The following is a 24,613-nucleotide window of genomic DNA, read 5'->3' on the forward strand; positions in this document are numbered from 1 at the left end:
ACAAAAGACCAATTGACCGGACGATGATGAACGACAAACCAGAGACTGCCGCCCGCTCCGACGCCGGCAGTGTGATCAAGCCTTCCGAAACGACGGAAGAGGGCTCGAGTCCGAGTACCACGACCGGCAGCTTCGCCAGCGAGGCATCGCCTGCCGGTCCTTCCCTGTTCGATCGCGTGCTCGGGCTTTTCAGGCACCGCAACGGCACCAGCCTGCGCGAGGAGATTGCCGGTGCGCTTGCCGAAACGGCGAGCGATGCAGAATCCTTCTCCCCCGGCGAACGCGCCATGCTTAACAACATCCTGCGCCTGCGCGAAGTGCGCGTCGAGGACGTCATGGTGCCGCGCGCCGACATCGAGGCGGTCGAGATCACCACGAAGCTGGGTGATCTTCTGGGGCTGTTCGAGCAGTCCGGCCATTCCCGCATGCCGGTCTATTCGGAGACGCTCGACGATCCGCGCGGCATGGTTCATATCCGCGACGTGCTGGCGCACATCACCAAGGTCGCCCGCGTCAGAAAGGGCAGGACGACCAGGAAAACTCCGGTCGCGACGGTTCTCGATCTCGCCCAGGTCGATCTGGCGCGCACCATCGGCGATCTCAACCTGATCCGACCGGTGCTGTTCGTGCCGCCGTCGATGCTCGCCTCCGACCTGATGGGGCGGATGCAGACGACGCGGACCCAGATGGCTTTGGTCATCGACGAATATGGCGGTACTGACGGTCTCGTCTCGCTCGAGGACATCGTCGAGATGGTGGTCGGCGACATCGAGGACGAGCACGACGAAGACGAGCCGATGATCACCCAGGCCGGCGAAGGCGTCTTCATCGTCGACGGGAAGGCCGAGATCGACGACGTCGCCAAGATGATCGGCGAGGATTTCGCCGCCGGCGAGCACGGCGAATATGTCGACACGATCGGCGGCATGATCTTCAACACGCTTGGCCGGGTGCCGGCGCGCGGCGAAGTGGTGCAGGCTATACCCGGCTTCGAGTTCCATGTGCTCGACGCCGATCCGCGCCGCGTCAAGCGCGTGCGCATCGTCGAGACCCTGAAGGGCGAGCGCCGCCGCCGCGCCGTCCGCACCGAGCAGGCTTGAAGGACGCGGCTTGCCCGATGCCGGTTGAGGACCCGTTCAAGCACTCAACCTTGGGCTCGGGTGTCTTCTACCAGAATCCGCGTGCCGCATTGACATGGCTTGAAAAGGCTTTCGGCTTCGAGCCGAGCATGGTGGTCAGCGATGCTAATGGCAGGCTCGTCCATTCCGAGATGCGGTTCGGCGACGGCTATATCATCGTCGATTCCGAATGGGCCGACCATATAGCCAGCCCGGCTTCAGTTGCAGGCAAGAACACGCAGTCGGTCTATGTACGTCTCAAGGACGGAATAGATGCCCACTGCGATCGTGCAAGGGCGGCGGGAGCCGAGATCGTCGAGGGGCCTGCCGACCAGCTCTACGGTGAACGGCAGTACAGGGCGCGCGATCCTGAAGGCCATGTCTGGACCTTTTCCCAGACTGTCGGCTCTGTCCCACGCGAAGAGGCTGAGCGGCTGGGCGGGCTGAAGATACAAGGCTGGCATCGATAACTATGAGCGGACTAGGTCGCCCGGTTTGGAGCCAAGCCCGCGGCCTGATAAATCTTGCTTCCTGATTCGCACGACTCGGAAGCATAGATGGAGCGCCAGGCCGGCCGGATAATTCTGCTTTGGGGCTGGCGGCGCGCGCTGGTGGCGTTTCTTGCCGGGGCGCTGGCGGTTCTTGCCCAGGCGCCTTACGATTTCTTCGCCGTCTGCTTCGTTTCGTTTCCCCTGCTGGTGTGGCTACTCGACGGCGCGACCGGCGAAGCCTCGGACGGTTTTCCGCGTCGCTTGCTGCCGGCTTTCGCCATCGGCTGGTGGTTCGGTTTCGGCTACTTTCTTGCCGGTCTCTGGTGGGTCGGCTCGGCGCTGCTGGTGGAGGCCGACAGCTTTGCCTGGGCCTTGCCGTTCGCGGTGGTCGGCATCCCCCTCGCGCTCGCCCTCTTTTACGGTTTCGCTGCCGTGGTTGCCCGGCTGTTGTGGAGCAACGACATCGGCCGCATCGCGGCACTTGCCTTCGGCTTTGCGCTGGCGGAATGGCTGCGCGGCTTCCTGTTCACCGGCTTTCCCTGGAATGCCGTCGGCTATGCGGCGATGCCGGTGCCTTTGCTGATGCAGAGCGTATCGGTGACCGGCATGGTCGGCATGGACGCGCTTGCGGTCTTCGTCTTTGCACTGCCGGCGCTGCTTGCGGCGCGCCGGCATCTCCGCCTCGGCGCGGCATTGCTTGTCGTTCTCGTCGCCGCCCATGCCGGCTTCGGCTATGTCCGGCTCGCCGCCCCCGAAAAGCCGGCCGCCCGCAGCCTTGACGTCCGTATCGTGCAGCCTGCCGTCGACCTTACGGAAAAATGGGATACCTCGGTGCGTGACCGTATCTTCGCCACCATGATGGGGCTTTCGGCCAAGGCGCCGGAACCCGGCCATGACAGGCCGCAATTGATCCTGTGGCCGGAGACGTCCGTGCCGTTTCTGTTCACCGAACGTCCGGATGCCCTGCCTGCGATCGGAGAGATGCTTGGCGATGGCCAGATGCTGGTCGCCGGCGTCGTTCGCGAGGAAGGCGGCTCGGCGGCCGGCAGCCGTTACTACAACTCTGTGGTGGCCATCGACGAAAGGGGCGAAATCGTCGATGCCGTCGACAAGGTCCACCTGGTACCCTTCGGCGAATACCTGCCTTTCGCCGATCTGCTCGGCCGCTTCGGCCTTGAGCAGCTTGTTGCCGGTCCAATGACCTTCGCGGCGGGCAATGAGCGGCATCCGATCGCCCTGCCCGGCGGTATCCGGGCGCTGCCGTTTATTTGCTATGAGGTCATCTTTCCCGATCTGGTCGCAGTTGACGCAACGTCAGCCGAGCTTATTGTGAACGTCACCAATGACGCCTGGTTCGGCGACACGCCGGGGCCGTACCAGCACTTCAGGCAGGCGCAGATCCGGGCGGTGGAGAATGGGGTGCCTCTGTTGCGCGCGGCTAATAACGGCATTTCGGCCGTTGTCGACTCGCGCGGTCGCATCGTCGACGCGCTGGCAATCGATGCACGCGGCGCGATCGATGTGCGTGTGCCGATCTCCAACCAAGCCATCGTTTCCTCCGGCCAACGACGCATTAACGGAATGCTGATCATGTTTTTGCTTGCCGTTGCGGCATGCATTTTGAACGTAAGGCAAAGGCTACGGGCGAATTGACAGCCGACACATTAGAAACTCATACTGTAAGCGCCTGAAAATTTTCGAAGTCGATAAGGTCGTTCTGTTGGGGCACGGGCCGCGGCGTCGTTTGGGCAGCAAAATAGAAAAAGCCGGAAAAATTCGGCGAGGAAAAAATGACAGAAGAAAACAAGAAAAAGCCGAATCCGATCGACATCCACGTCGGAAGCCGCATCCGGCTTCGCCGCAATATGCTGGGAATGAGCCAGGAAAAACTGGGTGAAAACCTCGGCATAACGTTCCAGCAGATCCAAAAGTACGAAAAGGGCACCAATCGCGTCGGCGCCAGCCGTTTGCAGGCAATCGCCTCCATACTCGGCGTCCCCGTCGCCTTCTTTTTCGAGGATGCGCCCGGTCAGGAGCCCGTGGGCAACCGTGGATTTGCCGAGGATGCTTCGATGACCTCCGCCGTCGAATTCTGCGGCAGCCCGGAAGGCCTCCAGCTGAATCGCGCCTTCGTCAAGATCGCTGACGTGAAAGTGCGCCGCAAGATCATCGAGCTGGTGAAGTCGCTTTCCACCGACGAAGTCGATTGACTGGCCCCTGAAGAGTTCAACAAGGAAGGGGTCGTCGTAGCTGGGCATGCAATTTCTCGCGGCTGCGCGCATTGAGGGATGTTCATTCCGCAGATGCGCTGAAGCGCAGATCGATTTCGCTCGACACGCTTCCTCGAAGCCGTTTTCCTCAGTCTGTTGGTGCAAGGGCTGATCGCAGTGCGCCCTGCCGCTGTCTCGGGATGCAAAGATAATAACGTCAAAATTCATGCCAGAACGGCTGCATGGCTTGACGAGCGACGCCCGGCACCGTTAACAACTGGCGCGCCAAAATCGGCGGCCTGCCGATATTTTTTTCAAGAGGGGACACCCGTGACGCGGCACAATTACTTCTTCACCTCGGAATCCGTTGCCGAGGGCCATCCCGACAAGGTCTGCGACCGCATCTCCGACGAGATTGTCGATCTCGTCTATCGCGAAGCCAGAAAGACCGGCATGGACCCGTGGAAGGTCCGCGTTGCCTGCGAGACGCTTGCGACGACCAATCGCGTTGTCATCGCCGGCGAGGTGCGCGTCCCCGAGACGCTGCTCAAGAAGGACAAGGAGGGCAACGTCCTGAAGGATGCGGCCGGCCATCCGATTGTCAACCCGGCCAAGTTCAAGTCGGTCGCTCGCAAGGCGATCCGCGAAATCGGCTACGAGCAGGCCGGCTTCCACTGGAAGACAGCCAAGATCGAGGTCCTGCTGCACGGCCAGTCGCCGGATATCGGCCAAGGCGTCGACAACGCCTCCGACCGGCAAGGCGAGGAGGGAGCCGGCGACCAGGGCATCATGTTTGGCTATGCCTGCCGCGAAACCCCGGACCTGATGCCGGCGCCGATCTATTACAGCCACAAGATCCTCGAATTGCTGGCGGCTGCGCGCCATGAAGGCAGCGGTGATGCCGGCAGGCTCGGGCCGGATGCCAAGAGCCAGGTCACCGTCCGCTATGTCGACGGCAAAGCGGCGGAAGTGACGCAGATCGTGCTGTCGACCCAGCATCTCGACGAGACGTGGGATTCGAAGAAGGTGCGCAACGTCGTCGAGCCCTATATTCGCGAAGCACTGGGCGACCTGAAGATTGCCGACAATTGCAACTGGTACATCAATCCGACCGGCAAGTTCGTCATCGGCGGGCCTGATGGCGACGCCGGCCTGACCGGTCGCAAGATCATCGTCGACACTTATGGTGGGGCTGCGCCTCATGGCGGCGGCGCTTTTTCTGGCAAGGACACCACCAAGGTCGACCGCTCGGCGGCCTATGCGGCGCGTTATCTCGCCAAGAACGTGGTTGCCGCAAAGCTCGCCGATCGCTGCACCATCCAGCTTTCCTATGCGATCGGTGTCGCCCAGCCGCTGTCGATCTACGTCGACCTGCACGGCACCGGCAAGGTCGACGAGGCAAAACTCGAGCGTGCACTGCGTGCCGTGATGGACCTGTCGCCGTCCGGCATCCGCCGCCACCTCGATCTCAATAAGCCGATCTATGCCAAGACGTCGTCCTACGGCCATTTTGGCCGCAAGGCCGGCCGCGACGGATCCTTCTCCTGGGAGAAGACCGATCTCGCCAAGGCGCTCAAGGACGCTCTCGCCGAACCGGTCGCCGAAGCAGTCGCCGCCTAACCGCGGCGCCTATGGATCCGAAGGACCGGCCAAGCCGTGCGACCGAGGCCTTTTTCGGTCGCCGGCGCGGCAAGACCATTCGACCACAACAGGCAGCGGCGCTGGAGAGCGGCTTCGCCGCCTACAGGCTCGATCTGACGGTTGAACCGCCGGCCGACTTGCGCAGCCTTTTCAAAGCCGAAGTTTCGGCTGTCCAGCTCGAAATCGGTTTTGGCGGCGGCGAACATCTTCTGCACCGTGCTACGGCCAGCCAGACGACCGGCTTTATCGGCGTCGAGCCTTTCGTCAACGGCATGGCCAAGATGATGATGGCGGTCCGGGAGCGGCCGCTTGCCAATCTGCGCGTCTATGACGACGACGCCACACGTCTGCTGGACTGGCTGCCGCAGGCTTCGCTTGACGGCATTGATCTTCTCTATCCGGATCCGTGGCCGAAGAAGAAGCACTGGAAGCGGCGCTTCGTCAGCCCGGTCAATCTCGACCGCTTCGCGCGCGTCCTGAAGCACGGCGGAAAGTTCCACTTTGCGTCCGATATCGATAGCTATGTGAACTGGACGCTCCTGCATTGCCGGGCGCACGACGCCTTCACGTGGCAGGCAAGCGAAGCAGCCGACTGGCACCGGCCCTATGATGGCTGGCCGGGGACGCGCTATGAGGCCAAGGCCATTCGCGAAGGCCGACGGCCCGCCTATCTCACCTTCGTGCGGAAATAAGCGGGAAAGTAGAGCTGAGCACAAGGCGAGCGGGCCGAAGGCTCTCGGCGCTCACTTGGCTCAGAAGCGACGGATCTTGTCGAAGGCTGCCGGCTCCATGCCGAGATTGCGCAGATCATGCGCACGCGGCTTGCGACCGCTTTCCACAGCCCGCGACGCGGCTACGGCGCTGCCGAACACGCTAAAGACATCGCCTATGGCTGAAAAAAATCCACGATTGTTCATGATGGTACCCTTTTGAGCGCAGTGAGCGCTCCAATTGTGCAATGCAACATAGATAGTCGTGCGTGGCCGGTGCTCAAAGGGGGATCACTGCATGGGCGCCATGCATTTGGCGCAGCGCTGCGGACTCGGAGCCTTGCCGTCATGCAGGACGGGCTTGAAACGAGGACCACGATCGTCTATATCAGCTTCAAATTCTTGGTCGCTATGACGAAGAGTGGGTCCACCCGGTCCCGCTCTTTTTTATTACCTGCCGACCAACAGAAATCGAGTGACAGGAACGAATGACAGTGACGGCAAGCGAAGGCGACGACCGCATCATCCGCGAAAGCGGCATCGATGCGCGCATCGCGCTGATCGTTCAGCCGGTACTGCGCGCCATTGGCTTCCGCTTGGTACGTGTGCACCTGTCGGGCCAGAACGGGCTGACGCTGCAGATCATGGCCGAGCGCGAGGACGGCACCATGACGGTCGAGGATTGTGAAGAGGTCAGCCGGGCGGTGTCGCCGGCGCTCGATGTCGATGATCCGATCGAGAAGGCTTATCATCTCGAAGTGTCGTCGCCGGGCATCGACCGGCCGCTGGTCCGCAAATCGGACTTTGCAGCCTGGACCGGCCATCTGGTGAAGATGGAAACATCGGTTCTCGTCGCCGACCGTAAGCGCTTCAAGGGCAAGATCGCCGAAAGCGACGCGGACGGTGTGCTGATCGAGCGTGACAAGGCCGCTTACGGCGAGGAGCCGACGGTACGTGTTCCCTACGATGCGATTGCCGAAGCGCGGCTGATTCTGACCGACGACCTTATCCGCGATGCGCTCTCGAAGGACAATCGGGCGCGCAAGGAAGCCAGGAAACGCCGCGGCGAACCCGAAGACGCACCAGAGGGTGCGGAAGACGAAACCGAACAGGAAATGTGATTGGGCTGCCGGCCGTAAGGGTCGGCAACAAGCTCGGGAGAAAGAAGATGGTTGTAAGCGCCAACAGGCTTGAACTGCTGCAGATCGCCGATGCGGTCGCGCGTGAAAAGTCGATCGACAAGTCGATCGTCATCGCCGCCATGGCCGATGCGATCCAGAAGGCCGCGCGCTCGCGCTACGGCCAGGAAACCAATATCCGCGCCGACATCAATGCCAATACCGGCGAGATGAAGCTGCAGCGGCTGATGGAAGTGGTCGAGAAGGTCGATGACTACGCGACGCAGATTGCCATTTCCTCGGCGCGCGAGCGCAATCCGGACGCCCAGCTCGGCGATTTCATTGCCGAACAGCTACCGCCGATGGATTTTGGCCGCATCGCCGCCCAGTCCGCCAAGCAGGTCATCGTGCAGAAGGTGCGCGAGGCCGAGCGCGACCGGCAATATGACGAATACAAGGACCGTATCGGCGAGATCGTCAACGGTACCGTCAAGCGCGTCGAATACGGCAACGTCATCGTCGATCTCGGCCGCGGCGAAGCGATCATCCGCCGCGACGAGCTGATTCCGCGCGAAAACTACAAGTATGGCGATCGCGTCCGTGCCTATGTCTATGACGTGCGCCGCGAACAGCGCGGCCCGCAGATATTCCTGTCGCGCACCCATCCGCAGTTCATGGCGAAGCTGTTCACCATGGAAGTGCCGGAAATCTACGACGGCATCATCGAGATCAAGTCGGTCGCCCGCGATCCGGGTTCGCGCGCCAAGATCGCTGTCATCTCGCGCGACAGCTCCATCGATCCGGTCGGTGCCTGCGTCGGTATGCGCGGCAGCCGCGTCCAGGCGGTCGTCGGTGAATTGCAGGGCGAGAAGATCGACATCATTCCATGGTCGCCTTCGGCGGCGTCCTTCATTGTCAATGCATTGCAGCCGGCGGAAGTCGCCAAGGTCGTGCTCGACGAGGATGCCGAGCGCATCGAGGTCGTCGTTCCCGACGATCAGCTGTCGCTGGCCATCGGCCGCCGCGGCCAGAACGTCCGTCTTGCCTCGCAGCTCACCGGCTGGGATATCGACATCCTGACCGAGCAGGAAGAGAGCGAACGCCGCCAGAAGGAATTCGTCGAACGGTCGTCGCTGTTCATGGAAGCCCTCGACGTCGACGAGATGGTCGGCCAAGTGCTCGCTTCCGAAGGCTTCACCAGCGTCGAGGAGGTCGCGTATGTCGACTCCGGCGAAATCGCGTCGATCGACGGCTTCGACGAGGACACGGCTTCGGAAATCCAGACCCGCGCCCGCGAATATCTGGAGAAGATCGAAGCCGAGCATGACGAGAAGCGCAAGGCGCTCGGCGTCAAGGACGAGCTGCGCGAGATTCCCGGCATCACCACCGCCATGATGGTGACGCTCGGCGAGGACGGCGTGAAGACGATCGAGGATTTCGCCGGCTACGCCGCCGACGACCTGACCGGTTGGAAGGAACGCAAGGACGGCGAGACGAAGGTATTCCCGGGTGTGCTCGCCAACCACGGCGTATCACGCGCCGATGCCGAGCAGATGGTCCTGGCCGCTCGCCTGAAGGCTGGCTGGATCACCGAAGACGAGCTTGCCGCCGAGGGCGCGCCGGCTGACGAAACCGTCGGTGCGTGAGGTGAAACCGCATCGCACCGAACCCGCCCTTGGACGAGATGAACGATCGCACCTGCATCGTCACGCGCAGGCAAGCCGAACCGGATGAGCTGATCCGTTTCGTCGTCGGCCCGGATTCGGCCGTCGTTCCGGACATCAAGAGAAACCTGCCCGGCCGCGGTTGCTGGGTGACGGCCGACCGCCTACATATAGAAAAGGCGGCGGCCAAAAACCTGTTTGCCCGTGCTTTTAAGGCGCAGGTGAGCGTGCCGGCCGATCTTGGCGGCATGGTCGACGCGCTGCTTTCCAGGTCCGCTCTGGGTATGCTTGGCCTGGCCCGCAAGGCGGGCGCCATAGCGCTCGGAGCGACCAAGGTCGAGAGCGCTGTGCGCGGCGGACTTGCACTTTTCGTGCTCCACGCGACCGAGGCTTCCGACGATGGCGTCCGCAAGATAAGCCAGGCGCGACGGGCAACCGTCCACCTCGGCGGGCCTGCGATCCGCGCTTACAAACTTTTCTCCGAGGCCGAGTTGAGCTTGGCATTGGGGGGTACAAATGTGATACATGCTGCCGTTCTCGCGGGAGACGCGGGCAGGGCGGTCCAGAAGCGCATGGTTGCGCTCGACCGATATCGGGGCGGTTCCCCGGACGATCTGGCAATGCTTGCGGCCGTTGCTGACGAAGATGATGCCGCAGAGGATATGGAATGAGCGATACGAAATCGGGCGACGACAAGACGCTGAGTGTTACGCCGAAGAAGACCTTGACGCTGAAGCGCCCCGGTATGGAACAGGGCACGGTGCGCCAGAACTTCTCGCACGGCCGCACCAAGTCGGTGGTCGTCGAGACCAAGAAGCGCAAGTTCTCGCTGCCCGGCGACAAGCCGGAGCCGGCGGCAGCGCCTGTGTCCGTCTTCACGCCGAAGCCGGTCGCGGCAGCACCTGCCGTGCAGGAAGCTCCCAAGGCGCCTCCCCCTCCGCCGCCGGTCGAACGCGGCGGCATGGTGCTGAACGAGTTGTCGCGCCAGGAAATGGAAGCACGCCGCCGGGCTCTCGAGGGCTCGAAGGTCCGCGATGTCGAGGATCGCCAGCGCGCCATCGAGGAAGCCAAGCGCCGCAGCGAGGACGAAGAGCGCCGCCGCCGCGAGCGCGAGGAATCGGCTCGCCGTCAGGCCGAGGAAGAGGCACGGCTGCAAGCCGAGGCCGAATCCCGCCGCCGTGCCGAGGAAGAGGCGCGCCGCCGTGCGCCGCTCGCCGCCGAACTGGCAACAGTCGATGACGAGGAAGAGGTCAAACCGAAGCGGACCGGTGCCGGCGCACCAGTGCGCCGTCTGGTCACGCCGGAAGTGGCGCGTCCGGCCAAACCGACCAAGGGCGAGGAAGACCGCCGCCGCGGCAAGCTGACGCTGAATTCGGCGCTTTCCGACGAGGATGCGCGCGCCCGCTCGCTCTCGTCGATGCGCCGCCGTCAGGAGAAATTCAAGCGCGCGTTGCATAACGAGCCACGCGAGAAAGTCATGCGTGAAGTGATCCTGCCCGAAACCATCACCATCCAAGAGCTGGCGCAGCGCATGTCCGAGCGCGCTGTCGACGTGGTCAAGTTCTTCATGAAGCAGGGCCAGATCCTGAAGCCTGGTGACGTCATCGACGCCGACACGGCCGAACTCGTCGCCACCGAATTTGGCCACACTGTCCGCCGCGTCGCCGAGTCCGACATCGAAGAGGGCTTGTTCAACATCGCCGATCGTCCCGAGGACCTGCAGCCGCGTCCGCCGGTGGTAACGATCATGGGCCATGTCGATCACGGCAAGACCTCGTTGCTCGATGCCATCCGCAATGCCAACGTCGTCTCCGGCGAGGCCGGCGGCATTACCCAGCATATCGGCGCCTATCAGGTCGAGAAGAACGGTCACAAGGTTACCTTCATCGACACGCCCGGCCACGCCGCCTTCACGGCGATGCGTGCCCGCGGTGCCCAGGCGACCGATATCGCCATCCTCGTGGTGGCAGCCGACGACAGCGTCATGCCGCAGACGATCGAATCGATCAATCACGCCAAGGCGGCCGGCGTTCCGATCATTGTGGCGATCAACAAGATCGACAAGCATGATGCCGACCCGCAGAAGGTGCGTTCGGAGCTGCTGCGCCACGAGGTGTTCGTCGAATCCATGGGCGGCGAGGTGCTGGATGTCGAGGTGTCGGCGACCAAGGGCATCAATCTCGACAAGTTGCTCGAAGCGATCCTGCTGCAGGCCGAAATCCTCGACCTGAAGGCCAATCCGGACCGCACCGCCGAAGGCGTGGTCATCGAAGCCCAGCTCGACAAGGGCCGCGGCCCAGTCGCTACCGTGCTGGTGCAGACCGGCACGTTGATGCCGGGCGACATTCTCGTCGCCGGCAACGAATGGGGCCGGGTACGCGCGCTCGTCAATGATCGCGGCGAGCAGGTCAAGGAAGCGCCGCCGGCAATGCCGGTGGAGGTGCTCGGCCTGCAAGGCACGCCGCAGGCCGGCGACCGCTTCGCCGTGGTCAACAACGAGGCCCGCGCCCGCGAGATCACCGAATACCGCCAGCGTCTGGCACGCGAGAAGGCGGTTGCCAGGCATGCCGGCCAGCGCGGTTCGCTGGAGCAGATGATGTCGCAATTGCAGACGAGCGGACTGAAGGAATTCCCGCTGGTTATCAAGGGCGACGTGCAGGGCTCGATCGAGGCGATCAACGCCGCGCTCGACAATCTCGGCACCGACGAGGTGCGCGCCCGCATCGTCCATGCGGGGGCTGGCGGCATTACCGAAAGCGACGTGTCGCTGGCGGAAACTTCGGGGGCTGCGATCATCGGCTTCAACGTTCGCGCCAATGCGCAGGCCCGCGCAGCCGCGGCTGCGGCAGGCATCGAGATCCGCTACTATTCGATCATCTACAATCTGGTCGATGATGTGAAAGCGGCGCTCTCCGGCCTGCTCTCGCCGGAGCGTCGCGAGACCTTCATCGGCAATGCCGAGATCCTCGAGATCTTCGACATCACCAAGGTCGGCAAGATCGCCGGCTGCCGTGTCACCGAAGGCAAGGTCGAGCGTGGTGCGGGCGTGCGCCTGATCCGCGACAACGTCGTCATCCACGAAGGCACGCTGAAGACCCTGAAGCGCTTCAAGGACGAGGTTTCGGAAGTTCCGGGCGGCCAGGAATGCGGCATGGCCTTCCAGAACTACGAGGACATGCGCGTCGGCGACGTCATCGAGTGCTTCCGCGTCGAGATGGTGACCAGGACGCTCTGAGCTCGAACGTTCGAGTTCGGGCATCCATCGAGACCGGGCGGTGGTCGAAAGACCGCCGCCCAAACCATATGAGACATGTGGTGCGGTCCTATCCCGCGCCCCACGATTTCAGGATAGAGAAAAATGCCCCGTTCAATCACATCAGGCCCATCCCAGCGCATGCTGCGTGTCGGCGAGCAGGTGCGCCATGCGCTGTCCGAGACCTTGCAGCGCGGCGAGATCCTCGATCCGCTGATCGAGAACACGGTGGTTTCGGTCTCGGAAGTGCGCATGTCGCCCGATCTGAAGATCGCCACCGCCTTCGTCTCGCCGCTTGGCGCCAAGGATGCCGGCGTGGTGGTCGAAGCGCTCAACAAGCATGCGAAGTTCGTCCGCGGCCGTGTCTCCGGCGCGCTGCGGCAGATGAAGTACATGCCGGAATTCCGCTTCCGGCTCGACACCAGCTACGACAATTTCCAGAAGATCAACGAATTGCTGCACTCGCCCGAAGTGGCGCGCGATCTCAGCGCCGACGACAAAGACAAAGACGACCGGAAGGACAGCGAATAGTGGCGCGTCGCGGCAAGAAGAAGGGCCGGCCGATCTCGGGCTGGCTGGTACTGGACAAGCCGGTCGGCATGGGCTCGACTGAAGCCGTCTCCAAGATCAAATGGCTGTTCCAGGCGGAAAAAGCCGGCCATGCCGGCACGCTCGACCCGCTGGCGTCCGGCATGTTGCCGATCGCGCTCGGCGAAGCGACCAAGACCGTGCCATACGTCCAGGACGGCGCCAAGGTCTACCGCTTCACGGTTGCCTGGGGCGAGGAGCGTTCGACCGACGACCTCGAAGGCCCGGCGACCAAAAGCTCGGACCGCCGTCCGGCGGAAGCCGACGTACGGGCGCTGCTTTCGAAATATACCGGCGTCATCATGCAGACGCCGCCGCAATTTTCGGCGATCAAGATCGCCGGCGAGCGCGCCTACGACCTTGCCCGCGATGGCGAGACGATCGACATTCCGCCACGCGAGGTTGAGATCGGTCGGCTCGATCTGGTCGAGCACATGGCCGATCGCACCATCTTCGAGGTCGAATGCGGCAAGGGCACCTATGTCCGCTCGCTGGCGCGCGACATGGGGCGCGACCTTGGCTGTTTTGGTCACATCGCCGAGCTGCGGCGGGTCGAGGTCGAGCCGTTCACGCAGGAAGATTTCGTCACCTTGGCCGAGCTGGAAGCCGCCCGCTTCGGCGAACAGAGCGAGGAAGGCTCGCAAACAGCGGACGCGCCGATCGACTTCGGTGCCATCGATGCACTTCTGGTCGACACCGCCGCGGCGCTCGAATGCTTGCCGCAGGTCGCGATCAGCGACGATGCGGCAACCAAAATCCGCCTCGGCAATCCGGTCATCATTCGCGGCCGTGACGCGCCGGTAGAAGCGGAGGAGGCCTGCGCCACCGCGCGCGGCAAGCTGGTCGCCATCGGCGCCATCGAGCAAGGCATGTTCAAGCCAAAACGGGTCTTTGTCGGGTAACAGCTGTCGCCCGGCGCATGATCTCCAAACCGGATTCTATTTTGGGAAAGGATCATGCGCTAAATCAACAGGGCGACGGCGTCGTTTGCCGTCCGAAGGGATGCGCGGCACCGACGCTGCATTCGAGGGGGCACATGGCAAAGGCTGACACGGTCAACAAACGAGCGGCGCTCAAAACACGGAGGCCGCCCGTCGGGGCCTCGCCCGGCACGCTGATCGCCGACCCGGCGGCACGCCGTTCCGAGCTCAGGCTGACATTGATCTCGCCCGAAAAGTTCAAGACCATCGACAATGCCAGCATCGACGACGTCAACACCCATTGCCACAATTGGCCGGTTATCTGGCTCGATTGCACAGGCCTCGCCAACATCCAGCTGATCGAGGAGATCGGCCGGATCTTCAACCTGCATCCGTTGGCGCTGGAAGATGTCGTCAACACCGGCCAGCGGCCGAAGGTGGATTTCTTCGAGGACCATGCCTTTGTCGTCGTCAGGATGATCGACGATGTCACCGCGCATCGCTACGAACAGATCGCCGTCTTCTTCGGCAGGAACTTCGTCGTCACCTTTCAGGAGCGCGAAGGCGACCCGTTCGATCCCGTACGCAAGCGGATCGCAAGCTCGGTGCCCAACCGCTTGCGCTCGCGCGGCGCCGACTATCTCGCCTATGCTTTGATCGACGCCATCGTCGACAGCTATTTCCCGCCGATCGAGGCTGCCGGCGAATTGGTCGACAGCATTGAGGACCAGATGCTGAACCAGGCGCACAAGCATCAGATGCGGCAGCTTCACGAATTGCGGCGCGATGCCAATGTGCTGAAGGGCGTGCTTTGGCCGATGCGCGACGCGCTGGCGACCATGATCCGCAACGACGTCTCTTATGTGAAGGCCGAAACCAAGATATTTCTGAACGACACGCTCGATCATTCGCTGCGATTGATCGAACTGGTCGAAACCCAGCGCGACATGCTGACCGGCCTGATCGAGATGCACTTGTCGCTCAGCCAGGCGCGCACCAACGACGTCATCAGCTATCTGACGATCGTCTCGGTGATCTTCATGCCGCTTACCTTTCTCGTCGGCGTATGGGGCATGAATTTCGACCCCGACACCTCGCCCTGGAACATGCCGGAGCTGAAAGCCTATTACGGCTATCCCCTGTCGCTCGTCTTCATGGCGCTTGTTGCGGTCGGGCTCTTTGCGTACTTCAAATGGAAGAAATGGCTCTGACTAGGCGGAAGTGCCCGTTTATGCAGCAAAAAGCCGGCTTGTGAATTAGGCTGGCCTTTTTGTCGGAATTGCACTATATGCGCCGCAGCCTCGCGCTTTGACGCGTTGCTTGCACCGGCCCCTGCTGGACGACATCCCGGCTGAGGGCGTCCCGTTTCCTCAAACAGACAAGGAAAAACACGATGTCGATTACTGCCGAACGCAAGAAGGAATTGATGGGCGAATTCGCAACCGCCAAGGGCGATACCGGGTCTCCGGAAGTCCAGGTGGCCATCCTTTCGGAGCGCATCAAGAACCTGACCGACCATTTCAAGGACCACAAGAAGGATAACCATTCCCGCCGTGGTCTGCTCGCTCTCGTTTCCCAGCGCCGCAGCCTGCTTGATTATCTCAAGCGCAAGGACGACGCGCGCTATCAGACGCTGATCGAGAAGCTCGGTCTGCGCCGTTGACGAATTGACCGGCGGGTTCTTTCGAGAGCCCGCCGGTCGCGCATTGGAGCATCGGGTCATCCAAGGCTCCATGAAGGAAGTAGAGCGCCGCGCATCGGTTTGGATGCGCAAAGGACGCTCTGAAGTTTAGATTTGCGCAGGATATTTTCCGAAAACCTGGTTTTCGGGTTCACGCGCAAGGCCACTCGGATCGATTGGCCAACCCGGTTTCGAAACAGCAGAGGGCCGCTCGAAACCGCCCATGGACGGTCATGGGGCAGGATTGCAGGACGCTCGTGCGGCAAATGCGCTGAATAGCCGAGCTTCCCGTTGTCTTGCCCGTGGCTGCCCGAGAAAGGAAGCCAAGGGAAAGGGGCATCCGCGCACGCTGAAACGGCGCGGCCCTTTCCGCATACGAAGGACAAGACATGTTCAATTACCACAAAGTGGAAATCGAATGGGGCGGCCGTCCGCTCATTCTCGAAACCGGCAAGATCGCACGTCAGGCTGATGGCGCGGTGCTGGCCACCTACGGCGAAACCAAGGTTCTCGCCACCGTCGTCTCGATGAAAGAGCCGAAACCCGGCCTCGATTTCTTCCCGCTGACGGTCAACTACCAGGAGAAGACTTACGCGGCCGGCAAGATCCCGGGTGGCTATTTCAAGCGTGAAGGCCGTCCGAGCGAGAAGGAAACGCTGGTTTCCCGCCTGATCGACCGCCCGATCCGGCCGCTCTTCGCCGAAGGCTACAAGAACGACACCCAGATCGTCGTCACCGTCGTCCAGCACGATCTCGAAAATGACCCGGACATCCTGTCGATCGTCGCCACCTCCGCCGCCCTGACCTTGTCCGGCGTGCCGTTCATGGGCCCGGTTGGCGGCGCCCGCGTCGGCTACATCAACGGCGAATATGTGCTCAACCCGCATGTCGACGAGATGCAGGAATCGAAGCTCGACCTGGTCGTCGCCGGCACCGCCGACGCCGTGCTGATGGTCGAGTCCGAAGCCAAGGAACTCGGCGAGGACCTTATGCTCGGCGCCGTCATGTTCGGCCACAGGGGCTTCCAGCCGGTGATCGACGCGATCATCAAGCTGGCTGAAGTCGCGGCAAAGGACCCGCGCGACTTCACCGCGCCGGACTATTCCGCACTTGAAGCCGAGATGCTCAAGATCGTCGAAGGCGAGCTTCGCGACGCCTACAAGATCACCGACAAGCAAAAGCGCTATGCCGCCGTCGACGCCGTCAAGGCGAAGGTCAAGGCCGCGTTCGCGCCGGCAGAAGGCGAAGAGGCCAAATACACGTCCGAACAGATCGGCACCGTGTTCAAGGAACTCCAGGCCAAGGTCGTGCGCTGGAACATCCTCGACACCGGCTCGCGCATCGACGGCCGCGACCTGAAGACGGTCCGCAAGATCGTCTCGGAAGTCGGCGTCCTGCCGCGCACGCACGGCTCGGCGCTGTTCACTCGCGGCGAGACCCAGGCATTGGTCGTCGCCACGCTCGGCACCGGCGAGGACGAGCAGTATGTCGATTCGTTGACCGGCATGTACAAGGAGAAGTTCCTCCTGCACTACAACTTCCCTCCCTATTCGGTCGGTGAAACCGGCCGCATGGGTTCGCCGGGCCGCCGCGAAATCGGCCATGGCAAGCTCGCCTGGCGCGCCATCCGGCCGATGCTTCCGACCGCCGACCAGTTCCCCTATACGTTGCGCGTCGTTTCGGAGATCACCGAGTCCAACGGCTCGTCGTCGATGGCTACCGTCTGCGGCACCTCGCTGGCTCTGATGGACGCGGGCGTGCCGCTGGCCAAGCCGGTCGCCGGTATTGCAATGGGCCTGATCAAGGAAGGCGGGCGCTTCGCCGTGCTCTCCGACATTCTTGGCGACGAGGACCACCTCGGCGACATGGACTTCAAGGTTGCCGGCACCGCCTACGGCATCACCTCGCTGCAGATGGACATCAAGATCGAGGGCATCACCGAGGAGATCATGAAGATCGCCCTCGACCAGGCCAAGGATGGCCGTCAGCACATTCTCGGCGAAATGGCCCACGCGCTGTCCGGCGCACGTGCCGAGCTCGGCGAGTTCGCGCCGCGCATCGAGGTCATGCACATCCCGACCGACAAGATCCGCGACGTGATCGGCTCGGGCGGCAAGGTCATCCGCGAGATCGTCGAAAAGACCGGCGCCAAGATCAACATCGAGGACGACGGCACGGTCAAGATCGCTTCGGCCAACGCCAAGGAGATCGAGGCGGCGAAGAAGTGGATACACACCATCGTCGCCGAGCCGGAAGTCGGTGAAATCTACGAAGGCACGGTCGTCAAGACCGCCGACTTCGGCGCTTTCGTCAATTTCTTCGGTCCGCGTGACGGTCTCGTCCACATCTCGCAGCTCGCCAATGATCGTGTCGCCAAGACCTCCGATGTGGTCAAGGAAGGCGACAAGGTCTGGGTCAAGCTGATGGGCTTCGACGAGCGCGGCAAGGTCCGCCTGTCGATGAAGGTCGTCGACCAGGCCACCGGCAAGGAGATCGTGCGCGACAAGAAGAGCGAAGGCGAAGAAAACGCCGCCTAAGCTGATCTAACTATGCAATCGAAGCGGGCGCGCCGGAAGGTCGCGCCCGTTTGCGTTTCAACAACAGCCTTGCAGTTCAAGAGTGGTGAATGTCCGCCGAGCCGCTGAAAACGCTTTTCCATCCGTTCGAGGCCGGTGCTGTTTCCCTGCCACGAAAGGATGAACGCATACTCTTTCTCGGTGCCGAGCCCGGCTTTCGCTTGCCGGAAGGGTCTGATGCCAAGCTTCATCTTGTCCAAGGCTTCAGGCCGCACTTTCGCGCCTTGCAGGCGTCCGGCTTCACGGTCACGCCGCAGGTCGAAGGCGAGGCTTTCGACGCGGCATTTGTGCTCGCTGGCCGCCATCGCGGCCAAAACGAGTTGCGCGTTGCCGAAGCGGTCGAACGCGCAGCACCAGGCGGGTTGATCGTCGTCGCCGGCAGCAAGGACGATGGAATCGCCAGCCTGCGCAAGCATGTCGGCGCCCTTGTGCCGCTCGAAGGCCACCTGCCGAAGCATCACGGCATTGCCTTCTGGTTTCGCCGGCCGGCCGATACCGTTGCCGCGGCAACGCTTCGCGCCGCCAATCCGGACTTGGTGGTCGAGGACCGCTTCCGCACGGCCCCAGGCATGTTTTCCTTCGACAAGATCGATGCCGGATCGAAGCTGCTGGTCGAAAATCTGCCCAACGATCTGCGTGGCAGCGTTGCGGATTTCTGTGCCGGTTGGGGCTATGTCGCCGCCGAAGTCGCCGCCCGCTCACCCGGCATATCGGCGCTTGACCTTTACGAAGCGGATTTCGAGGCGCTGGAGGCGGCCAAGGCCAATGTCGGCAACACAGGCGTGGAGCCACATTTCTTCTGGATAGATCTTTTGAGCGAACCGGTCGAGCGCCGCTACGACGTGGTCGTCATGAACCCGCCCTTTCACCGCAGCCGGGCGACTGAGCCGGAAATCGGTGCCGGCATGATCCGCGCGGCAGGCAAGGCGCTGAAGCCCGGCGGCCGGCTGTTCATGGTGGCAAACCGTCAGCTTCCCTACGAACCGGTGCTGGCGGCCGCCTTCTCCAGCCATGCGGAGCTCGCCCGCGACGGCATGTTCAAGGTCTTATCGGCGCGACGCTGAAATCCTGCGGGGCAAGCCGGCGATACGTCGCTCGCGCTATTCCCGCCCGCCGTCGGTCTGCTTCAATTCGTCAAGCGTCGGCATGGAAACGATGTGATAGCCGGAATCGACATAGTGGATTTCGCCGGTGACGCCGGAGGACAGGTCGGACAGCAAATAGAGCGCGGAGCCGCCGACTTCGTCGATCGTCACTGTACGGCGTAGCGGCGAGTTGCGCTGCTGGTAGGAGAACATGTGGCGTGCGTCGGAAATCCCGGCGCCCGCAAGCGTCCGTACCGGTCCCGCCGATATGCCGTTCACCCTGATGCCGCGCGGGCCGTAGTCGTTGGCGAGATAGCGGACGCTGGCCTCCAGCCCCGCCTTAGCGACACCCATAACGTTGTAGTTCGGCATGACACGGACCGAGCCGGCATAGGTCAGCGTGATCATCGAACCGCTATCCTTCATCAATGTGGCGGCGTGACGGGCGATCTCGGTGAAGGAGTAGCAGGAGATCACCATGGTGCGGATGAAGTTGTCGCGGCTCGTGTCGGCGTAGAGGCCTTTCAGCTCGTTCTTGTCGGAAAAGCCGATGGCATGGACGACGAAATCCAGCCCGCCCCACGCCTTCCCCAAAGTCTCGAAAGTCGCGGCGACCGACACGCTGTCCTCGACGTCGCAAGGCACCACCAGGGATGCGCCCAATTTCTCGGCGAGCGGCTTGACCCGGCGCCCGAAGGCCTCGCCCTGATAGGTGAAGGCGAGGTCCGCGCCATGTTCGGACAGTTTGCGGGCGATACCCCAGGCGATCGAATGATCGTTGGCAACACCCATGACAAGCCCGCGCTTGCCCTTCATCAATCCGTCCATGGTCGGCAAATCCTTATGCGGAATAGCGCTGGAAAATCAGCGTTGCGTTGGTGCCACCGAAACCGAACGAATTGGACAAAACGGTGTCGATCCTTGCATCGTCGATGCGCTTGCGCACGATCGGCATGCCCTCGAATTCCGGATCGAGGTTCTCAATGTGGGCGCTCTCGCCGATGAAGCCGCCTTGCATCATCAGGATCGAGTAGATCGATTCCTGCACGCCGGCGGCGCCCAGAGAATGGCCGGTTAGCGATTTGGTCGACGTGATGAAAGGCATCTTCTCGCCGAACACCTCGCGGATGGCGCCCATTTCCTTGGAGTCGCCGACCGGCGTCGAGGTGCCGTGCGTATTGATGTAGTCGACCGGCGAGGACACCGTTGCGAGCGCCTGCTTCATGCAGCGCGCCGCGCCTTCGCCCGACGGCGCCACCATGTCGTAGCCGTCCGATGTCGCGCCATAGCCGACGATCTCGGCATAGATCTTGGCGCCGCGTGCCTTGGCATGCTCGAGCTCTTCAAGAATCAGCACGCCGGCGCCGCCGGCAATGACGAAACCGTCGCGATCGACGTCGTAGGCGCGTGAGGCGACCGATGCCCTGTCGTTGAACTTGGACGACATGGCGCCCATGGCATCGAAGAGATCCGACATCGTCCAGTCGAGATCCTCATGGCCGCCGGCGAAGACGATGTCCTGCTTGCCCCACTGGATCAGCTCGTAGCCATTGCCGATGCAATGCGCAGACGTCGAGCAGGCCGATGAGATCGAATAGTTGACGCCGTGGATCTTGAACCAGGTGGCAAGCGTCGCCGACGCGGTCGACGACATCGCTTTTGGCACTGCGAACGGCCCGATCCGCTTGGGGCTGCCGTTTTTGACCGTGGTCTCGGCCGCCTCGACGATTGCACGGGTCGACGGTCCGCCGGAGCCCATCACGATACCGGTGCGCTCGTTGGTGATGTCGGCCTCGTCGAGGCCGGCGTCTGCGATCGCCTGGTCCATTGCGACATGGTTCCAGGCAGCACCCTGCGACAGGAAGCGCATGGCGCGACGGTCGATCATGCCCGATGGGTCCAGCGTCGGCGCACCCCACACCCGGCAACGGAAGCCATGCTCGGCGAAAGAGTCGGAGAAGCTGATGCCGGATCTGGCATCGTGCAACGAGGTCTGCACCTCGTTGGCATTGTTGCCTATCGACGACACGATGCCGAGACCTGTGACTACGACCCGTCTCATTCGCAACTCCTTCCAGCGCCGACCCCGAACCTGAAATCAATTTCCGGAATGGAACCATGCGCAAAATTAAAGTGCTACAGCGTTCATCAGACGTCCGAGACGTCGTACTGTAGGGTCTTCGTTCAGACGGCGGCCGATTGCTTGGACAGACCGACCTTCAGATCCGTTGCCGCGTATATGGGCTCGCCATCTGCCTTCAGCCAGCCATCGGCGATGCCAAGCACAAGCCGACCGCGCATCACGCGCTTGAAGTCGACGCCATACTCCACCTTCTTGACCGAAGGCGTGACCATGCCTTTGAACCTCACCTCACCGGTCGACAGCGCCATCCCTTTGCCGGGTTCACCGAGCCATCCGAGATAGAACCCCGTCAACTGCCACATGGCGTCCAGGCCTAGGCATCCTGGCATGATCGGATTACCGATGAAATGGCAGGCGAAAAACCACAAATCCGGCTTGATATCGAATTCCGCGCGGATGAAACCCTTGTCGAACGCACCGCCGGTCTCGCTGATCTCGGTGATGCGGTCGAACATCAGCATCGGCGGATAGGGCAGCTGCGCATTTCCCGGTCCGAACAGCTCGCCGCGGGCGCAGGCAAGCAATTCCTCGTAACCGTAGCTGGATTTCGAACCCGCCATCAATCTCGTCCCCGTGATCGTCCCGGGCGATAGGCGCCCTTGTCGGTGGTTTCCTAACACAATCTGTTTCAGGCCGGAAACCGGCGCTTGCGCTTAACCTGCCCGTCTGCCCGGGTCAATGCGCGCTATTGATCGCATTCGGTCGACAGAATATATGTCAGGACACGTCCGGTTTCGGCAGATGCTCAATTTCTGCCATTTTGGACCTGTCTGAGGCGGAACTGTGAGCGCGACGGATACATGGATCTGGGTTGCCGGAAGGATAATGTCGCTGTGGACAAGCGCGTTCGCGAGGCCGGTCTGAGGCCGACACGCCAGCGCATCGCGCTGGCCGATCTGCTTTTCGCCAAGGGCGACCGCCATCTTTCGGCCGAGGAACTGCACGAGGAGGCGCTTGCCGCCGGGGTGCCGGTGTCTCTGGCCACCGTCTACAATGCTCTGCACCAGTTTACCCAGGCCGGTCTTCTGCGCATCCTTGCCGTCGAGGGATCGAAGACTTATTTCGACACCAACACCTCCGATCACCATCATTTCTATATCGAGGGCGAAAACAGGATCTTCGATATCGACAGCGGCCCGGTGACGGTTTCCAACCTGCCGGAACCGCCGGAGGGCATGGAGATCGCCAATGTCGATATCGTGGTGAGACTGCGTCCGAAACGCTGCGACTGACCGGCGCCTTATGAAATTCCTGGATTTGACGCTCCGGCTCGAATGGGTCGCTGTCGCGGTGGCGGCTCTTGTCTTCTATGCAATCGCCGGTGTTTCCTGGTGGCTGTTTGCCGTGCTCATTCTGGCGCCCGACCTGTCGATGCTGGGTTACATGGCCGGGCCGCGCGTCGGGGCGGTCGCCTACAACGCCTTGCACATACTGATCTTGCCCGTTCTGCTGGCGCTTGTCGGCAGCGTCTTTGACAATGCAATGGCGGTAGCTGTCGCGCTGATCTGGATCGCCCACATCGCCATCGACCGCGCTCTGGGCTATGGTTTGAAGCTGTCAAGCAGTTTCCAGGATACCCATCTCGGCCGCATCGGCCGCTAAACCATCCCCGAACCGAAGATCAGCGGAACAAATGCCGGATCCGGCGCTTGCAGCGCTGGCCCGACCTCCGGTTCGGAAAGTCAGTTCTTGACCTTTTCGCCGGGATAGGCACCCCAGACCAGCGACTGCGCGAGCCAGCCGGTATGGCCGTCGAAGGTCATTTCGCACCACTGGCCATCGCAGGACTTGATCGTGCCCATCACCCCCGGTTCGAGGATCGCGATGACGCCTGCATCTTTTGCCGGGTCGTCAAGGAGGTTGACGCGAGCGTCCTTGCCGCGCTGCCAGGGGGCGACGATCGCCGTGCGACGGCCCGAAAGCAGCGACTGATTGATCCAGCCCTCCGAGCCGTCGGCATCGCGCACACGGCGCCACGTATCGAACTCCTGGATGATCTCCATCGGCAGGCCTGGCTTCATATACATCCAGTCGACGGAATAATTGACGCCCGGCCCAACGCGCGAGTTGACGCGGCCGGATTTCAGGCTGACGAAGCGCGGCAGCGGCAAGCCGCTTGGTCCGAGCGTGACGCTCTGGGCGGGTGCGGCGGCACTTTGCGCCATCACCAGTGGGCTATGGATGAGAGCGCCGAGGAATGCTGCACTGAGGGTCAGGCGGAGCGACGCGAAACCAGACACTTTCGTTCCTTTCGGCGCCCGCCCATCGGCCTTCGCGCCCATTTTTCTTTGTCTTCGGCGGAACCGCTTGTTACATGGATGACGGTACCGCGATCGGCTCTCAGTTTCGCTGTTCTTGGTTAAAGAGGTCTCAACGAGATCGGGTTCGAGGAAACAATGACAGGCAAAAAGAAGCCCCTCGTCGTCATCACGCGCAAGTTGCCCGACGTAGTCGAGACCCGCATGCGCGAGTTGTTCGACGCCCGCTTGAATGTGGAGGACAGGCCGATGACGCAGCCGGAACTGGTGGCGGCGGTCAAGGAGGCCGACGTGCTGGTGCCGACTGTGACCGACAATATCGACGCGGCGCTGATTGCCCAGGCCGGCGACAACCTCAAGCTGATCGCCAACTTCGGTAATGGCGTCGACAAGATCGACGTTGCGGCAGCGGCCAAGAAAGGCATCACCGTCACCAACACGCCGAACGTGTTGACCGAAGATACGGCCGACATGACCATGGCGCTGATGCTGGCCGTACCGCGGCGGCTGGCCGAAGGCGCCAACGTGCTGACCGGCGATAAGAAATGGGCGGGCTGGTCGCCGACCTGGATGCTCGGCCGGCGCATTTGGGGCAAACGGCTCGGCATTGTCGGCATGGGTCGCATCGGCACCGCTGTCGCCAGGCGCGCCAAGGCGTTTGGCCTCTCGATCCACTACCACAACCGCCACCGCGTACTGCCGGCAATCGAGGACGAGTTGGAAGCGACGTATTGGGAAAGCCTTGACCAGATGCTCGCCCGCATGGACATTATCTCGGTCAATTGTCCATCGACACCGGCAACCTTCCACCTGCTTTCGGCACGGCGGCTGGCGCTTCTGCAACCGTCAGCTTACATAGTCAACACCGCGCGCGGCGATATCATCGATGAGGAATCGCTGGTCAAGCTCATCCATGACGGCAAGATCGCTGGCGCCGGCCTCGACGTCTACGAGCACGAGCCGGCGCTGAACAGCAAGCTGCTGAAGCTTGCCCACAAAGGCAAGGTCGTGCTGTTGCCGCATATGGGTTCGGCGACGCTCGAAGGCCGTGTCGACATGGGCGAGAAGGTGATCATCAATATCCGCGCCTTCTTCGATGGTCATCGCCCGCCCGACCGCGTGCTGCCGTTGAGGGCGTGACCTGCCGTCACGCCGGC

24 protein-coding genes are annotated in these 24,613 nt (G+C 62.3%); 19 read left to right on the plus strand and 5 right to left on the minus strand.

What is annotated here, in order from left to right; all coding sequences use genetic code 11:
- Positions 1-26: 26 nt before the first annotated feature.
- The 6 genes from NKJ20_RS12845 (at position 27) to trmB (ending at position 6,152) form a co-directional block, all read left to right on the plus strand.
- Positions 27-1,100: a hemolysin family protein gene (locus tag NKJ20_RS12845; protein ID WP_352448597.1), complete on the plus strand. Its 1,074-nt coding sequence runs from the start codon at positions 27-29 to the stop codon at positions 1,098-1,100.
- Positions 1,101-1,117: 17 nt separating this feature from the next.
- Complete coding sequence (locus NKJ20_RS12850; protein ID WP_352744408.1) at positions 1,118-1,588, plus strand: VOC family protein; 471 nt, start codon at positions 1,118-1,120, stop codon at positions 1,586-1,588.
- An 87-nt stretch (positions 1,589-1,675) separates the two neighbouring features.
- A complete protein-coding gene (lnt, locus tag NKJ20_RS12855; RefSeq protein WP_352744411.1) occupies positions 1,676-3,262 on the plus strand; it encodes an apolipoprotein N-acyltransferase in 1,587 nt (528 codons plus the stop codon).
- A gap of 137 nt (positions 3,263-3,399) precedes the next feature.
- Entirely contained in the window at positions 3,400-3,819 is a 420-nt protein-coding gene (locus NKJ20_RS12860; RefSeq protein ID WP_023676895.1) for a helix-turn-helix domain-containing protein, read from the plus strand.
- Between the two features lie 330 nt (positions 3,820-4,149).
- Positions 4,150-5,439, plus strand: a complete 1,290-nt coding sequence (metK, locus tag NKJ20_RS12865) for a methionine adenosyltransferase (protein ID WP_023676896.1) — start codon at positions 4,150-4,152, stop codon at positions 5,437-5,439.
- A gap of 11 nt (positions 5,440-5,450) precedes the next feature.
- Positions 5,451-6,152: a tRNA (guanine(46)-N(7))-methyltransferase TrmB gene (trmB, locus tag NKJ20_RS12870; RefSeq protein WP_352744414.1), complete on the plus strand. Its 702-nt coding sequence runs from the start codon at positions 5,451-5,453 to the stop codon at positions 6,150-6,152.
- A 60-nt stretch (positions 6,153-6,212) separates the two neighbouring features.
- Here trmB and NKJ20_RS12875 read toward each other — a convergent pair whose 3' ends face one another.
- Positions 6,213-6,377 carry a hypothetical protein gene (locus tag NKJ20_RS12875; RefSeq protein WP_352448601.1) on the minus strand — a complete coding sequence of 55 codons (165 nt, stop codon included), beginning with the start codon at positions 6,375-6,377 and terminating at the stop codon, positions 6,213-6,215.
- A 281-nt stretch (positions 6,378-6,658) separates the two neighbouring features.
- Here NKJ20_RS12875 and rimP point away from each other — a divergent pair, with 281 nt between their 5' ends.
- The 10 genes from rimP to NKJ20_RS12925 all read left to right on the plus strand — a co-directional run bounded on the left by rimP (position 6,659) and on the right by NKJ20_RS12925 (position 19,034).
- The gene (gene rimP / locus NKJ20_RS12880; RefSeq protein ID WP_023676900.1) at positions 6,659-7,291 is read left to right on the plus strand and encodes a ribosome maturation factor RimP; all 633 of its coding nucleotides are present in this window, start codon (positions 6,659-6,661) and stop codon (positions 7,289-7,291) included.
- Between the two features lie 47 nt (positions 7,292-7,338).
- Positions 7,339-8,934 carry a transcription termination factor NusA gene (gene nusA, locus NKJ20_RS12885; protein WP_352566252.1) on the plus strand — a complete coding sequence of 532 codons (1,596 nt, stop codon included), beginning with the start codon at positions 7,339-7,341 and terminating at the stop codon, positions 8,932-8,934.
- A 38-nt stretch (positions 8,935-8,972) separates the two neighbouring features.
- Positions 8,973-9,623 (plus strand): RNA-binding protein, encoded by a 651-nt coding sequence (locus tag NKJ20_RS12890; RefSeq protein ID WP_352455116.1) that lies wholly within the window; start codon positions 8,973-8,975, stop codon positions 9,621-9,623.
- Positions 9,620-12,187, plus strand: a complete 2,568-nt coding sequence (gene infB / locus NKJ20_RS12895; RefSeq protein ID WP_352589066.1) for a translation initiation factor IF-2 — start codon at positions 9,620-9,622, stop codon at positions 12,185-12,187. Before NKJ20_RS12890 ends, infB begins: the two co-directional genes overlap by 4 nt.
- A 123-nt stretch (positions 12,188-12,310) precedes the next feature.
- Entirely contained in the window at positions 12,311-12,736 is a 426-nt protein-coding gene (gene rbfA, locus NKJ20_RS12900) for a 30S ribosome-binding factor RbfA (RefSeq protein ID WP_352448604.1), read from the plus strand.
- Positions 12,736-13,695, plus strand: a complete 960-nt coding sequence (gene truB / locus NKJ20_RS12905; RefSeq protein WP_352744417.1) for a tRNA pseudouridine(55) synthase TruB — start codon at positions 12,736-12,738, stop codon at positions 13,693-13,695. The genes rbfA and truB overlap by 1 nt, the downstream gene beginning before the upstream one ends.
- A gap of 134 nt (positions 13,696-13,829) precedes the next feature.
- Positions 13,830-14,924 (plus strand): magnesium/cobalt transporter CorA, encoded by a 1,095-nt coding sequence (gene corA, locus NKJ20_RS12910; RefSeq protein WP_352680483.1) that lies wholly within the window; start codon positions 13,830-13,832, stop codon positions 14,922-14,924.
- A 140-nt stretch (positions 14,925-15,064) separates the two neighbouring features.
- Entirely contained in the window at positions 15,065-15,376 is a 312-nt protein-coding gene (rpsO, locus tag NKJ20_RS12915) for a 30S ribosomal protein S15 (RefSeq protein ID WP_280940423.1), read from the plus strand.
- Between the two features lie 407 nt (positions 15,377-15,783).
- Positions 15,784-17,931: a polyribonucleotide nucleotidyltransferase gene (gene pnp, locus NKJ20_RS12920; RefSeq protein WP_352448607.1), complete on the plus strand. Its 2,148-nt coding sequence runs from the start codon at positions 15,784-15,786 to the stop codon at positions 17,929-17,931.
- A gap of 89 nt (positions 17,932-18,020) precedes the next feature.
- Complete coding sequence (locus NKJ20_RS12925; protein WP_352744420.1) at positions 18,021-19,034, plus strand: class I SAM-dependent methyltransferase; 1,014 nt, start codon at positions 18,021-18,023, stop codon at positions 19,032-19,034.
- 36 nt (positions 19,035-19,070) lie between these two features.
- Here NKJ20_RS12925 and fabI read toward each other — a convergent pair whose 3' ends face one another.
- The 3 genes from fabI to fabA form a co-directional block, all read right to left on the minus strand.
- Positions 19,071-19,883: an enoyl-ACP reductase FabI gene (gene fabI / locus NKJ20_RS12930; protein ID WP_023676910.1), complete on the minus strand. Its 813-nt coding sequence runs from the start codon at positions 19,881-19,883 to the stop codon at positions 19,071-19,073.
- A gap of 13 nt (positions 19,884-19,896) precedes the next feature.
- On the minus strand, positions 19,897-21,117 hold the full coding sequence (gene fabB / locus NKJ20_RS12935; RefSeq protein ID WP_352448609.1) for a beta-ketoacyl-ACP synthase I: 1,221 nt from the start codon (positions 21,115-21,117) through the stop codon (positions 19,897-19,899).
- A 122-nt stretch (positions 21,118-21,239) separates the two neighbouring features.
- On the minus strand, positions 21,240-21,758 hold the full coding sequence (gene fabA / locus NKJ20_RS12940) for a 3-hydroxyacyl-[acyl-carrier-protein] dehydratase FabA (RefSeq protein WP_023676912.1): 519 nt from the start codon (positions 21,756-21,758) through the stop codon (positions 21,240-21,242).
- 240 nt (positions 21,759-21,998) lie between these two features.
- Between fabA and irrA the strand changes: the two genes are divergently transcribed.
- On the plus strand, positions 21,999-22,430 hold the full coding sequence (gene irrA, locus NKJ20_RS12945; RefSeq protein WP_023676913.1) for an iron response transcriptional regulator IrrA: 432 nt from the start codon (positions 21,999-22,001) through the stop codon (positions 22,428-22,430).
- Between the two features lie 10 nt (positions 22,431-22,440).
- On the plus strand, positions 22,441-22,800 hold the full coding sequence (locus NKJ20_RS12950) for a DUF4260 domain-containing protein (RefSeq protein ID WP_352680480.1): 360 nt from the start codon (positions 22,441-22,443) through the stop codon (positions 22,798-22,800).
- A gap of 80 nt (positions 22,801-22,880) precedes the next feature.
- Here the strand turns inward: NKJ20_RS12950 and NKJ20_RS12955 are convergent, their stop codons facing one another.
- A complete protein-coding gene (locus NKJ20_RS12955) occupies positions 22,881-23,438 on the minus strand; it encodes an SH3 domain-containing protein (protein WP_023676915.1) in 558 nt (185 codons plus the stop codon).
- Positions 23,439-23,594: 156 nt separating this feature from the next.
- On the opposite strand from NKJ20_RS12955, the gene NKJ20_RS12960 reads away from it, so the two are divergent.
- Positions 23,595-24,596, plus strand: a complete 1,002-nt coding sequence (locus NKJ20_RS12960) for a 2-hydroxyacid dehydrogenase (protein ID WP_352455122.1) — start codon at positions 23,595-23,597, stop codon at positions 24,594-24,596.
- The last annotated feature ends 17 nt before the right edge of the window (positions 24,597-24,613 follow it).

This window comes from Mesorhizobium sp. M0185 (assembly GCF_040322175.1).
Lineage (GTDB): Bacteria > Pseudomonadota > Alphaproteobacteria > Rhizobiales > Rhizobiaceae > Mesorhizobium.

What these genes read in the sequence shown, in the direction of transcription:
- NKJ20_RS12845 (WP_352448597.1), top strand. Translation starts at nt 27, where the DNA reads ATGAACGACAAACCAGAGACTGCCGCCCGCTCCGACGCCGGCAGTGTG.
- NKJ20_RS12850 (WP_352744408.1), top strand. Translation starts at nt 1,118, where the DNA reads ATGCCGGTTGAGGACCCGTTCAAGCACTCAACCTTGGGCTCGGGTGTC.
- lnt (WP_352744411.1), top strand. Translation starts at nt 1,676, where the DNA reads ATGGAGCGCCAGGCCGGCCGGATAATTCTGCTTTGGGGCTGGCGGCGC.
- NKJ20_RS12860 (WP_023676895.1), top strand. Translation starts at nt 3,400, where the DNA reads ATGACAGAAGAAAACAAGAAAAAGCCGAATCCGATCGACATCCACGTC.
- trmB (WP_352744414.1), top strand. Translation starts at nt 5,451, where the DNA reads ATGGATCCGAAGGACCGGCCAAGCCGTGCGACCGAGGCCTTTTTCGGT.
- NKJ20_RS12875 (WP_352448601.1), bottom strand. Translation starts at nt 6,377, where the DNA reads ATGAACAATCGTGGATTTTTTTCAGCCATAGGCGATGTCTTTAGCGTG.
- rimP (WP_023676900.1), top strand. Translation starts at nt 6,659, where the DNA reads ATGACAGTGACGGCAAGCGAAGGCGACGACCGCATCATCCGCGAAAGC.
- nusA (WP_352566252.1), top strand. Translation starts at nt 7,339, where the DNA reads ATGGTTGTAAGCGCCAACAGGCTTGAACTGCTGCAGATCGCCGATGCG.
- NKJ20_RS12890 (WP_352455116.1), top strand. Translation starts at nt 8,973, where the DNA reads ATGAACGATCGCACCTGCATCGTCACGCGCAGGCAAGCCGAACCGGAT.
- infB (WP_352589066.1), top strand. Translation starts at nt 9,620, where the DNA reads ATGAGCGATACGAAATCGGGCGACGACAAGACGCTGAGTGTTACGCCG.
- rbfA (WP_352448604.1), top strand. Translation starts at nt 12,311, where the DNA reads ATGCCCCGTTCAATCACATCAGGCCCATCCCAGCGCATGCTGCGTGTC.
- corA (WP_352680483.1), top strand. Translation starts at nt 13,830, where the DNA reads ATGGCAAAGGCTGACACGGTCAACAAACGAGCGGCGCTCAAAACACGG.
- pnp (WP_352448607.1), top strand. Translation starts at nt 15,784, where the DNA reads ATGTTCAATTACCACAAAGTGGAAATCGAATGGGGCGGCCGTCCGCTC.
- NKJ20_RS12925 (WP_352744420.1), top strand. Translation starts at nt 18,021, where the DNA reads ATGTCCGCCGAGCCGCTGAAAACGCTTTTCCATCCGTTCGAGGCCGGT.
- fabI (WP_023676910.1), bottom strand. Translation starts at nt 19,883, where the DNA reads ATGGACGGATTGATGAAGGGCAAGCGCGGGCTTGTCATGGGTGTTGCC.
- fabB (WP_352448609.1), bottom strand. Translation starts at nt 21,117, where the DNA reads ATGAGACGGGTCGTAGTCACAGGTCTCGGCATCGTGTCGTCGATAGGC.
- fabA (WP_023676912.1), bottom strand. Translation starts at nt 21,758, where the DNA reads ATGGCGGGTTCGAAATCCAGCTACGGTTACGAGGAATTGCTTGCCTGC.
- irrA (WP_023676913.1), top strand. Translation starts at nt 21,999, where the DNA reads ATGGATCTGGGTTGCCGGAAGGATAATGTCGCTGTGGACAAGCGCGTT.
- NKJ20_RS12950 (WP_352680480.1), top strand. Translation starts at nt 22,441, where the DNA reads ATGAAATTCCTGGATTTGACGCTCCGGCTCGAATGGGTCGCTGTCGCG.
- NKJ20_RS12960 (WP_352455122.1), top strand. Translation starts at nt 23,595, where the DNA reads ATGACAGGCAAAAAGAAGCCCCTCGTCGTCATCACGCGCAAGTTGCCC.